At 38.0% G+C, this 12,319-nt stretch carries 11 protein-coding genes; 7 read left to right on the top strand and 4 right to left on the bottom strand.

The features are described from left to right. Positions 1-190 precede the first annotated feature (190 nt). Both F933_RS15905 and aac(6')-I read left to right on the top strand, forming a co-directional pair. Complete coding sequence (locus F933_RS15905) at positions 191-805, top strand: carbonic anhydrase (protein ID WP_005055153.1); 615 nt, start codon at positions 191-193, stop codon at positions 803-805. Positions 806-901: 96 nt separating this feature from the next. Continuing rightward, a complete protein-coding gene (gene aac(6')-I / locus F933_RS15900; RefSeq protein ID WP_005062866.1) occupies positions 902-1,339 on the top strand; it encodes an AAC(6')-Ighjkrstuvwx family aminoglycoside N-acetyltransferase in 438 nt (145 codons plus the stop codon). Positions 1,340-1,362: 23 nt separating this feature from the next. Here aac(6')-I and F933_RS15895 read toward each other — a convergent pair whose 3' ends face one another. Then, entirely contained in the window at positions 1,363-1,986 is a 624-nt protein-coding gene (locus tag F933_RS15895; protein ID WP_378236427.1) for an arylesterase, read from the bottom strand. Positions 1,987-2,028: 42 nt separating this feature from the next. Here F933_RS15895 and F933_RS15890 point away from each other — a divergent pair, with 42 nt between their 5' ends. Next, positions 2,029-2,733 (top strand): ABC transporter ATP-binding protein, encoded by a 705-nt coding sequence (locus F933_RS15890; protein ID WP_005055143.1) that lies wholly within the window; start codon positions 2,029-2,031, stop codon positions 2,731-2,733. Further along, the gene (locus F933_RS15885; RefSeq protein ID WP_005062862.1) at positions 2,730-5,216 is read left to right on the top strand and encodes an ABC transporter permease; all 2,487 of its coding nucleotides are present in this window, start codon (positions 2,730-2,732) and stop codon (positions 5,214-5,216) included. Before F933_RS15890 ends, F933_RS15885 begins: the two co-directional genes overlap by 4 nt. Here the strand turns inward: F933_RS15885 and F933_RS15880 are convergent. After that, positions 5,213-6,019 carry a rhomboid family intramembrane serine protease gene (locus F933_RS15880; RefSeq protein WP_005062861.1) on the bottom strand — a complete coding sequence of 269 codons (807 nt, stop codon included), beginning with the start codon at positions 6,017-6,019 and terminating at the stop codon, positions 5,213-5,215. The genes F933_RS15885 and F933_RS15880 overlap by 4 nt on opposite strands. A 72-nt stretch (positions 6,020-6,091) precedes the next feature. Here F933_RS15880 and mtgA point away from each other — a divergent pair, with 72 nt between their 5' ends. After that, the gene (gene mtgA, locus F933_RS15875; protein ID WP_005062858.1) at positions 6,092-6,766 is read left to right on the top strand and encodes a monofunctional biosynthetic peptidoglycan transglycosylase; all 675 of its coding nucleotides are present in this window, start codon (positions 6,092-6,094) and stop codon (positions 6,764-6,766) included. 112 nt (positions 6,767-6,878) lie between these two features. After that, a complete protein-coding gene (ppk1, locus tag F933_RS15870) occupies positions 6,879-8,957 on the top strand; it encodes a polyphosphate kinase 1 (RefSeq protein WP_005062857.1) in 2,079 nt (692 codons plus the stop codon). Positions 8,958-9,001: 44 nt separating this feature from the next. On the opposite strand, the gene F933_RS15865 is transcribed toward ppk1, so the two are convergent. Together F933_RS15865 and F933_RS15860 are read right to left on the bottom strand one after the other, a co-directional pair. Beyond that, a complete protein-coding gene (locus F933_RS15865) occupies positions 9,002-10,045 on the bottom strand; it encodes an NAD(P)H-dependent flavin oxidoreductase (protein WP_034711230.1) in 1,044 nt (347 codons plus the stop codon). Positions 10,046-10,157: 112 nt separating this feature from the next. Then, complete coding sequence (locus tag F933_RS15860) at positions 10,158-10,859, bottom strand: VIT1/CCC1 transporter family protein (RefSeq protein WP_005062853.1); 702 nt, start codon at positions 10,857-10,859, stop codon at positions 10,158-10,160. 229 nt (positions 10,860-11,088) lie between these two features. Between F933_RS15860 and F933_RS15855 the strand changes: the two genes are divergently transcribed. Further along, positions 11,089-12,303 (top strand): tetratricopeptide repeat protein, encoded by a 1,215-nt coding sequence (locus tag F933_RS15855; protein WP_005062851.1) that lies wholly within the window; start codon positions 11,089-11,091, stop codon positions 12,301-12,303. The last annotated feature ends 16 nt before the right edge of the window (positions 12,304-12,319 follow it).

Here is a 12,319-nt window from a genome sequence, read left to right as displayed (position 1 = left end):
GTTTGTATTGGAGTCATTTGCATAATCTACAGATGTATGGAAATTCTTGCCAATGAAATCATAAATTTTCCACGATTTAACTGATTAAAAGATTATTCATCAATAATGATAGTTTCTATTTTTTGTCAGTGACTTTCGAACATGTGCACATTAAACTATTTGCTCATGTTAATCATAGATGGATGTACGCATGCTCACTGCCCAAGAAGCTCTAGAACGTTTAAAAGCTGGTAATGCTCGTTTTGTGAAAGGGGAAGCAACTCAACAAAAGTTGCTCACTCACCAAGAGCGCGCCGAGATGGCAAGTGAACAAAATCCTTTTGCAATTGTTTTAGGTTGTTCTGATTCACGTGTACCTGCCGAAATGGTATTTGATCAAGGTTTAGGTGATTTATTCGTTATCCGTGTGGCAGGTAATATTGTTGCACCTTCACAAGTCGGTAGCGTTGAGTTCGCTGCTGAGCGTTATGATTGTGCAGTGGTAGTGGTATTAGGTCATAGTCATTGTGGTGCAATTCAGGCAACTATCGATACCTTAAAGCATCCTGATCAAGCTCCTTCTTCGAACTTAATGTCGATTGTAAATCGTGTTCGCCCTTCAGTAGAAATTTTAATGCAAACTGAGTTAAAAGATGATTTGAAAAAATTATCTGCTCATGCAGTGCGTTCAAATGTATTTGCTTCTGTGAATCAGTTACGTCATGGTTCAGCCGTTTTAGAAAGCCTGATTGAAAAAGGCAAGATGATTGTGGTTGGAGCAGAATATTCGCTGGAATCTGGTGAAGTTATTTTCTTTGATTTTTAATTGTTTTGGCTAGTTTTACACTAGCCATCAATTTTATATGTTATTCGTTTTGATACAAATTTTAATGATTTAAAATCAATAATAGCGTTTTCTATTATGAAAATTTTATCGGTATCTGAGCCGTTATTGGCAGATTGGTTAAGATTAAGAATTTTACTTTGGCCAAATACTGAAGACGCACATTTGATAGAAATGCGTCAGCTACTTGCAGAAAAACAAACTTTGCAATTAATGGCATACTCTAATAATCAAGCAGTCGCCATGCTTGAAGCTTCTATTCGACATGAATATGTGAACGGAACCGAAACTTCGCCTGTTGCTTATTTAGAGGGAATTTATGTTTGTTCCGAATTTCGCCGTCTGGGAGTTGCCACGAATTTGATCCGACAAGCAGAGCAATGGGCAACTCAGTTTGCTTGTACTGAGTTTGCTTCAGACACAGCCGTTGATAATCTAGTTGGTCAAGCCATGCATAAGGCTTTGGGATTTCAAGAAACCGAACGTGTGATTTACTTTTCTAAAAAAATAAAATGAAATCTGTGTAAGAGCTAGCTCAACTACAAAACAGCTTTGATATAGGGATAAGCTAAATTCAGCATAATTGGCTGCGCTTTGGCATTCGGATGAATCTGATCATTTTGAATCAACGCTTTTTGCCCAGCGACGCCTTCTAAGAAAAAGGGTAATAGCTTAATTTTATATTTCTGGCTTACAACTTTATAATTATTTTCAAAAGCATTGCTATATGCGCTACCGTAATTAGGTGGTATTTTCATACCGAATAGTAAAACTGTCGCTTTTTGTTTTTGGCTGAGTTGAACTAATTGAGCTAAGTTTTTTTGGATCATTTGTGGCGGTTGTCCACGTAAACCATCATTGCCGCCGAGTTCAATCACAACCACATCTGGTTTGTAAGTTGTTAATAATTTCGGCAGCCTTGCAAGCGCACCACTGGTTGTTTCACCACTGACACTTGCATTGACCACCTTATGTTTTTTCGGATACTGTTGGTCTAAACGTTGTTGTAATAAGTTAACCCAACCTTGTTTTGCATCTATACCATAACCTGCACTCAGGCTATCACCCAATACTAAAATAGTCTTTGCAGAAACGATTGTCGGTACTAAGCAAATCGTTATGGTTGCGAGTAATTTAGACGTAAACAAGATGACTTTAGATATTTGCATAGCACTTTAAATTTGTCCTAAAGGATACGTGACATCATGCCACAACCGATTATTTCTGCCCGAAAAGTTACACAAAATATTCAAATCAATCAGCAAACTTTAACGATCTTAAAAGATATTGATTTAGATATTTACTCAGGTGAACAGATTGCAATTACAGGTCGCTCAGGCTCAGGGAAATCAACTCTATTGGGTATTTTAGCAACCCTTGATCGACCAAGTATTGGTGAGTTGTGGGTGTGTGAAAAAGCGGTGCATACATTAACAGAAGAACAACGTGCCGAAGTCCGCTTACAAAATATTGGCTTCGTATTTCAATCCTTTCAACTTTTACCACAGTTGAGTGCATTAGAAAATGTAATGTTACCGCTACGCTTGCAACCGAATTTTGATTTTAAACAAGCCGAACAAAAAGCACTGGCATGGCTAGAACGTGTTGGTTTGGTTCGTCAGGCGCAGCAAACCCCAAAAGTTCTCTCTGGTGGTGAGCAACAACGTGTTGCAATTGCTCGTGCATTGATTGCTGAGCCTAAAATTATTTTTGCGGATGAACCTACAGGAAATTTAGACGGACAAACGGCAGAAGAAATTGAACAGTTATTATTTGATTTAAATAGAGAATTGGGCACAACACTTATTTTGGTCACACATGATCAGAGTTTAGCAAACATGTGTCAACGCCATGTAAAACTGGTCGATGGTCAAATCCAAGAAATTGTAAAAGTACAGGAGGCGACATGAGTTCAGTCCTCAAACCTTTACTTCTGCAAAGTTTTCGAACAGGTGGATTGTATTTACTAATAATTGCCTTGTCCTTAGCAATCAGTGCCACTACAGCATTAAAATTTAGTAATACGCAAGTTCAAAATGCTGTCACGCTTCAAGCGGCTGAAATGTTAGGTGCTGATCTCGTTTTATCTGATAACGATCCAATACAGTTAAACTGGCAGCAACAAGCAGAAAAGCTCAAACTCAAGCAAGCGCCAGTAACTTTATTTGGCTCTATGGCACATACACAAGATCAGTTTGTTATGGTCAATGTGAAAGCAGTTGATGAGCATTTTCCTTTACGCGGTAAATTAGAAATAAAGCCAAGGGCTCAATCAATCCAACAAGGGCAGGTGTGGTTAAGCCCAAGAGCAATTGATTTATTGAAAGTAAAAGTTGGTGATCAAGTTGCGATTGCTGATGGTCAGTTTAAAGTGACAGGTGTTATTGAGCATGATTCAAACCAAGAATTAGGCTTTTCTGGTTTTTCTCCGACCGTGATTATTCATCAAGCGGATATTGCCAAAACCAATGCGGTTCAAGTGGGAAGTCGCATTGAATATCGATTATTGATGGCAGGCGAACCTGAACAAGTTGAGACATATAAGAAGATATTTAAGCAAGAAACAAATCATGATCTCAAAACGGAATCAGAAAAAGAGCAACAAATCGAAAATAGCGAGCAAACATCATTAAAGCTTAGAGATGCGAGTCAGTCGAATACTCGATTAATGAAACCGATTGAAAATTTGGATACTTTCTTACAGCTTGCCAATTTATTAACTATTTTACTCTGTGGTATTGCGATTGCCTTAACAAGTCAACGTTATGTACAACAAAATCAAGATCATATTGCTTTGATGCGTTGTTTGGGTGCAAGCAAGCGACAAATTTTATTTGCTTATATCGCGCTTTTAGGCATTGTGAGCGCATTGTCTATTGTGTTGGGAAGTCTGATTGGTATTGCTTTAGGTTATGGTCTGTTGCAATTAATGCTGCAACTCATTCCACAGTTAGAAATGAGTTTTGCGGTACTTGATTTACTGATGGCTTTACCAATAGCGATTTTTACAAGTGTAATGGTATTGATTGGTTTTATTTTGCCTAGTATCTGGGAGTTACTAAATACACCACCTATACGTGTGATCCGTCAGCAAGAGCGTTCACGTAAATCCTATTTCACTATGTTTACTGTAGGTGTGCTGAGTCTTGTGGTGTTTAGTTTAGTGCTGAGCGATAATTTAACCCTTAGCTTAATGGTTCTCACTGCGATTCTTGCGCTTTGCGCGCTGTTATATCTTGTCATTTGGTTGTTATTAAAAGCGATTAAACAGTTAAAACATCCATTATCTGCTTATGTTCGTATACCGCATCAAACTGCACTTCAGATTACTGCACTTGCGCTAGGATTGAGTTTAATTACAGTGCTGAGTGTTTTAAGAACTGATTTACTTGAGCGCTGGCAACAACAGTTGCCTGAAGGTACACCAAATCAGTTTGTCTATGGATTACCACCATTTGACATGCCACAGTTCAAACAACAACTTGAACAAAATAAATGGCAGTCAACGCCGCTTTATCCCAATATTCGTGGACGGTTAGTGGCTAAAAATGGCGAAGCTTTTACGCCAGAATTGATTAAACAAAGTAACTCATTACGACGTGAACTCAATCTGACTCAGGCAGCGCATTATCCGAAAGATAATCTCATTACTCAGGGGCGTTCAAACTTTACTCAAACTGGTCAAGTTTCAGTAGAAGAAAAATTAGCAACTGAGTTGGGAATAAAAATAGGTGACCAATTAAGTTTCAGTTTGCCTGAGGGAACATTACAAGCCACCGTTATTAACTTGCGTTCTGTCGAATGGGAAAGCTTTAGTCCGAATTTCTTCTTTATCTTTTCTCCTCAAACGATGGATGAAAATGCTGGTAGTTATTTGGGGAGTTTTTATGTACCACCGACTGATCAAACAAAAATGGTGCAATTGATTCAGCAGTATTCCAATACCGTATTTATTGATGTGGGACGTGTGTTGGATGAAGTGAAGCGACTTATGAATGTCTTGGTGCAAATTGTCACAGTACTCGCAATGCTGGTTGGTTTATCTGGGATATTGGTATTGATCGCATGTTTGAATGTCTTGATGGATGAGCGCCGTAAAGAGGTCGCACTATTGCGTTCTTTTGGTGTCGCCAAGAAAAAATTAAAGCAGATGTTAAGTTTGGAAATTGGCTTTATCGGATTATTGTCAGGTATTGTTGCCTGTCTTTTTGCTGAGGTGATTAGTGCAATTGCGAGTTATAAGATGCAAATGGCAATGCAATTGCATCCTGAAATTTGGTTGATTTTACCTTTGAGTATGATGATTGTTTGTACTTTAATTGGGCGTTATCGCTTGAGTTATTTATGCGATATTCCACCTTTGCAAAGTTTAAGAGAAATGAATCAATCTTAAAACCCAAGTTGATTCTGGCGCAGGATTTCACTCCATAACGGGGTGAGTCCTGTACTAAGTTGAGTACAATAAAAGTAAAATGCACCGAGTAATACGCTACCTAAGATAAGTGAAATCATTTGAAATAGCGATTTACTTCGCGATTTTTGACTCAAGTACCATGTGCTGGCGAGCAAAGCCCCCATAATCATGCCACCAATATGCGCTGCATTATTAATACCTGAAACGGTAAAACCAAAAATAAGGTTGATACCCATCACCATCAATAATGATTTTTTATCGAGCCAAAAACGTAACTGCGGTAATCTTGGGAACAGGGAAATTGCTGTCAACGCCGCACCTAAACCCATCACTGCTCCAGAAGCACCTGCACTAATGTGAGGAAGTAGCTTAGGATCAAAGTGTTGCAATAAGGCATAACCATCACGAATCGTGAGATAACTAGACAGGACACTTCCCATCAAACCCGCGAGAAAATATAAACCAATATAATAAACTCGACCAAATAGTTGTTCTGCTACGCTACCGAAGATATAAAGCGCCCACATATTTAGCATTAAATGAATGAGACCGAAATGGAAAAACATACTGCTAAATAAACGTTCAGGCTGCCCTAAAAAGGTCAGTGGAGTAAAATCTGCTCCCCAAGCAATTGCATCTACAGGTGAAGGGTCGGTAATATTCACACCTGAAAGAATTTGCCAGCCAAATAATCCGACATTGACTGCAATCAGTACCGCAGTGAACCACCAAGTTTGTATCTGTATTTTTTGATTAATTTGTGGTGGAGTCGTTTCAGTCATATATTTGCGCTAGTTATTGATGTAAAAAATAGCTTAGCATGAATTTGTTGCACGATGGAGAGATGCACTTTAATGAAAGCCTTTTTAGCACGCGCAGTAATGTTGGTTCTCGGTGTTATTCTACTGATTCAGTTATGGATTTTTAGTAGTTTAGTATGGTGGAGAACTCATCCTGTTGAAACAACAATGTTTATGCGATTAGATTATTTGACAGATTTTAATCCAATTAAACAACAGTGGCGTGATTATGATGATATTAGCAATAATTTTAAGCATGCGATTTTAGCAGGTGAAGATGCAAAATTTATTCATCATCATGGTTTTGATTGGGCTGGTATTCAACATGCATTAGAGCGTAATAATGAAAAAGGTGAGGTGGTCGCTGGAGGTTCAACCATTTCTCAACAGCTCGCAAAAAACTTATTTTTATATAATCAGCGTTCATTTATTCGTAAAGGGCAAGAAGCTGTTGCAACTTGGATGATGGAGCGAATGTGGTCAAAACGCCGAATCTTAGAAGTGTATATGAACTCTGTTGAGTTCGGTAAAAATATCTATGGTGTAGAAGCCGCAGCACGATTCTATTATGGAAAAAGTGCAAAAAGTTTAACGCCTGAACAAGCCGCCTTTTTAGCCGCGCTTTTACCTAACCCTAAATATTATCAAGACAATCGTAATGACCGTAAACTGCAATATCGCAAACGTGTGATTTTAAAATATATGAATGGCACTCAAATTCCTGAATAAGTCATTTAATTTAAAAAAAGCCCAAAATTATTGGGCTTTTTTACCAAATTGACATAATTTTGCAGCATACTAAATCCATAACTTGATAAATGATAATGCAACAAGGTTCGGTATGAATACTGCAGTGACGACAACAGCGCCAATAGAATATAGTTACAATGATCGATATATAAATCGTGAGCTTTCAATTCTCGATTTTCATCTTCGTGTACTTGAGCAGGCAGTCGATCCACTCCATCCACTTTTAGAGCGGATGAACTTTTTACTTATTTTTTCACGCAATTTAGATGAGTTTTTTGAAATTCGTGTTGCGGGGATGATGGAGCAACTGACATTAGGTAATGAAAGTCGCACACCTGATGGGTTGACGCCTAAACAAGTTTTAGATCAAATATCAAAAACAGCACATGCTGCATTAGAACGTCAGTATCGTATTTTAAATGAAGAAATTTTACCTAAGCTTCGTGAAGAAGATATTTGCTTCTTACGTCGAGGTGAATTGAGCCCTGCACAATCTGCATGGATTAAAAAATACTTCCAAGAACAAGTTGCACCCGTCTTAACACCAATTAGTCTAGATCCAGCTCATCCATTCCCGCGTTTAGTCAATAAAAGCTTAAACTTTATTGTGACGTTGGAAGGGAAAGATGCATTTGGTCGTCAAATTGATTTAGCAGTTGTACCAGCGCCACGCTCTTTACCGCGTGTAGTCCGTTTACCTGATGAATTAACCGATGGCAAAGAGCATCATGTGATGTTGTCTGCCATTATTCATGAGCATGTCTCTGATTTATTTCCAGGAATGACAGCAACTGGCTGTTATCAATTCCGTGTCACACGGAATGCCGATTTAGCTTTAAATGAAGATGTAGAAGACTTAGCCAAAGCTTTGAAAGGTGAGTTGAGTTCACGTCGCTTTGGTCGTGCTGTCCGTTTAGAAGTCACACATAATTGTCCAAAACATATTTATGAATATTTGCTTGATGAATTCCATTTAGATGAAGAACAACTGTATCGTGTCGATGGGCCTGTCAATTTAGCGCGTTTACTTTCAAATTTTAAACGTCCTCATTTACGTTATGATTCGCATACACCTGTACTACCAAAAGTATTTAAAAAAACAGAAAGTATTTTCGCAGCGATGCAGAAGCAAGATATTTTATTGCACCATCCTTTTGAATCATTTGCACCAGTGATTCAATTGCTCCGTGAGGCTGCTCGTGATCCGCAAGTACTTGCGATTAAGCAAACACTATATCGTAGTGGCGCTGACTCTGAAATCGTACAAGTTCTAGCTGAAGCCGCACGCAATGGTAAAGAAGTCACGGCTGTGATTGAATTACGTGCACGTTTTGATGAAGAGTCAAATATTGAAGTTGCCAATGTACTGCAAGAAGCAGGTGCGGTGGTTGTATACGGGATTGTGGGATATAAAACACATGCCAAAATGATTTTGGTGGTGCGCCGTGAAAACAACAAACTGATTCGTTATGTTCATTTAGGTACGGGTAATTACCATGCGACTAATGCACGTATTTATACCGACTATGGTTTGATGACTACAGATAAAGATATTTGTGAAGATGTACATCGTATTTTCCAGGAATTAACAGGAATGGGGAAAATGGCGAAGCCGAAAAAGCTTCTTCATGCTCCATTCACTTTGCATGCCCAACTCATTAATTTCATTGATGACGAAATTGCGAATGCTAAAGAGGGTAAGCCTGCTCAAATTATTGTTAAAGTAAATGCATTAACAGAAGTTCAACTGATCAATAAATTATACGAAGCTTCTCAAGCTGGTGTACAAATTGATTTGATTATTCGTTCGATCTGTTGTTTAAGACCTGGCTTACCAAATCTTTCAGAAAATATTCGTGTGCGTTCTATCGTCGGGCGTTTCTTAGAACATACACGTGTTTACTATTTCAGCAATAATGGTAACCCTCGAATCTATTGTTCTAGTGCAGATTGGATGGATCGTAATCTATTTAATCGTGTAGAAGCATGTTTTCCAATTGAAGAGCCGACATTAAAAAAACGTATTTATCAGCTTGGTCTATTGAATTATCTTAAAGACAATCAACAAGCTTGGTTATTACAAGGTGATGGCGTTTGGGAGCGTGCAAAACCAGCAGAGGGTGAAGCTCCGCATAATGCACAGCATACGTTGCTTGAAGCAATTAAATAACAAAAGAAACCGACTTATTTAGGTCGGTTTCTTTTTAAGAGATTTTAAATATTTTTCATTTCTAAAACTAACTGATTAATTAAATCAGCAGCCTCTAATTCTCGAATTTGAGCAACATTACTGCCTGCCCAAAATGCGCCGAAACTGAAGTCATTATGTTGGCTAGCAACAGTCATTAATTGTTTGGCTAAGTCATACGTGTAAGGATATTCCGGTGGAGTAGGACGATCTGGTGAATCAATTTCGGTATGCCAGCTTCCTAATAATCCACGAGCAGGACGACCTGAAAGACTGACGCTAATTTGGGTAATTTTCTGGCTAAATAATGCTTTACGATAAGCTGTATTTGCACTTGAGCTTTTACATTGAACAAATGCTGTACCCAATTGTACGGCAGCGGCACCACGTTCCAACATAAGATTTGCCTGTTCACCATTCATAATTCCACCTGCCGCAACCACAGGAATTGTGCAATGTGCTGAAATCAGTTGTACTAAATCACTGGTTTTAAGGGCTGCATCAAATGTTTGATTAAAGATACCTCGATGTCCACCAGCTTCAATACCTTGCGCAATGATGATATCAATACCCGCTGCTTCAATTGATTGAGCCTCAATGAGATTCGTCGCAGAAACCATGGTAATGATTCCAGCATTTTTTAATGCTTGGATTTGATGAGGATGGGGAATCCCAAAATGAAAGCTGACCGCTTTAGGGCTTGTTTCTAGTACAACATTTAGAAAATCGTCATTATCTAAAAAGCTGGGGTAGATACATTTAAGTTCAGTAGGCGGTTCAGCGCCAAATTTATTAAATTGAGGACGTAAATATTCAATCCATTTTTGCGAGTTTTCTATACTTATGTTCTGAGATTGATGACAGAAAAAATTAACTTGAAATGGTTTTTCTGTAAGTTCTTTGGTTTTAAAAATTTGACTTTTTGCAGTTTCTGGACTATTCGCGCCTAATCCTAAAGCACCGAAAGCGCCTTGGTTGGAAACTTCTGCTGCTAATTCAGGAGTGGAGACACCTGCCATTGGCGATGCAAAAATTGGGTGTTTTATTTCTAATAATTCTTGAATAGACATCATTGTATGCTCATTTCATTTTTAATCACATTAACGTATAAATAAAAAAACCTGCAAATAATAATCGCTATTTAATCTATGAATAGTCACGTATTTATTTTGCAATTACTTATTAGATGGGGGTGACATGAAACAGTGAGCCCACCCAACTTGAAAAAGCCATCGCTAAAATTCCCCAAAGTGTGATGCGTAGACTACCTTTGAGCATAGATGTTTTTGCAAAATAACTAGACAATGCTCCTAATAAAGCCAGTGAAATGATCCCTGTAATGAGCACTGAGCGAGCAATCCATGTGTTAGGGCTCAGTAATATTGCGAGCATTGGGAGTGCTGCACCGCATGAAAATGAGGCTGCTGATGACAATGCCGCTTGAACAGGATTTGCTGCGGTATTTTCATGTATCCCAATTTCATCTCTAGCATGCGCACCAAGTGCGTCGTGTTGAGTAAGTTGTTTTGCAACTTCATGAGCTAACTCTGGTGTTAATCCTCTAGAAATATAAATTTCTGTAAGCTCTTTAAGCTCGGCTTGAGGGTTTTTTTCAAGCTCTCTTGCTTCAAATCTTAAATCTGATTTTTCAATGTCTTCTTGAGATTTAACCGATATATATTCTCCTGCTGCCATTGAAGTTGCGCCAGAAATCAAACCTGCAATACACGTAATAAGTAAAGTTTGAGAGCTTGCACCACTCGCTGCCATACCCATAATTAAGCTAGTTACTGAAATGATGCCGTCATTTGCACCTAATACAGATGCACGTAACCAGCCTGAACGTTGAATAACATGGGGCTCTGGGTGATGAGGAAAAGACATAATATTGAGCTCTTATGGAAGTGTGCTATGTATTTATTGTGATGATTCTCGGAGGTTCTACTTCGATTTTATCAATCATTCATCAACTTAATTCAATTACAAAATAACGTATTTTAACGATTGTAGAGAAAGTATTTAGTTATAATGTGTGAAATATTTAACATTTTAACTCTTTGTTTAATCTAGTATTCGCTATAAAAATAGCTGAAGTTAATGGTTGAGATATAAAATGCAAAACTCGAAAAAAAAGCCAATAAACCAATCATTACTCGTGATCTGTCTCATTTTATTCTCACAATCAGCTTTGAGTGCTGAAGCTAATTTTGTCAAAGAAGGGGATGCTGAATATAAGCCCGGTAACCCAGTGTATGATCGTTGGGATAAATTTTATAAGATTGAATCAAGTCAACCTGAGAAAGCTGAAAAAACTTTAATAGAATTGAGCCAAATAACGCCTTTAGATGTTAAAGTTTGGAAAAGCTTAACCTATTTACAAATCCGTTTAAATAAACCTGATCAAGCACTGAATAGTGTTAGGCGTGCATCACAGCTTGCACCAAATGATGATCAACTAAAATTGCAGCAAGCTTATTTATTGAATCAACTCAAAAAAGATAAAGAAGCATTGGTGCTTTTTAAAGATTTAACAACCTCTCCTAATTCGGATATTGCTGAAAAGGCGCAACAAGCTGTGCAAAACCTGAGAGGTTCAACCGTTCCATCTACGTTTAAAGATGTTTATTTTGCGCCGTCTTATGAGTCGCGTTATGACGATTTTATCTTTCCCTTAAAAATGCGTTATGGCAAAAACCTTGATACTGGTCGAGCACAAGTTTATGGATTTCTAAATCTCAATCGTGACACTAAATCAAAAGGTGGCGTTCGTCCTGAGATTATTGACGAAAATGCAGTGACATTAGGTGTTGGCGCTAATTACCAACCGTGGCAATCAGTGCCTGTGCGCGCTTATTTAGAAGTGGGTGGAAGTTATGACCTGATCGATCGAAACCGTGATAAATTTCGAGAAAGTATTGTTGGTGGTGTGACGGGTTATCAAGAATGGTATGCCAATCCAAATACAGATCAGCGTACGCTTTTGAATGATTATTTTACTGATTTTTATGGAAATATAGCGACTTATTCTAGAGAAGATTATAACGTGATTGCAGATTTAAGATTACGATCAGGTTTTAATATTTATCGGGGTGAGACAGGTATAGTACAAGCTTATGGAAAACTACATGCTTTAGCTGATTCCAAGAGTGAAAATTATAACAATCTATATGAATATGGTGCTGGAGTAGCGTGGCAACCCTTTAATTATGTTCCAGTAAAACTTAGAGTAGAGCGTTTGTATGGACATTATTTTAAAGATGCTTTGGCTGATGGAACTGAGGACTATAATAATACGCGAACTGAACTTGTATTTTATAGGGACTTTTAAAACTTCTTTTATTTTT

The sequence above is a fragment of the Acinetobacter beijerinckii CIP 110307 genome (assembly GCF_000369005.1).
Classification (GTDB): domain Bacteria; phylum Pseudomonadota; class Gammaproteobacteria; order Pseudomonadales; family Moraxellaceae; genus Acinetobacter; species Acinetobacter beijerinckii.
This window is presented reverse-complemented; position numbering and strand designations above follow the sequence as displayed.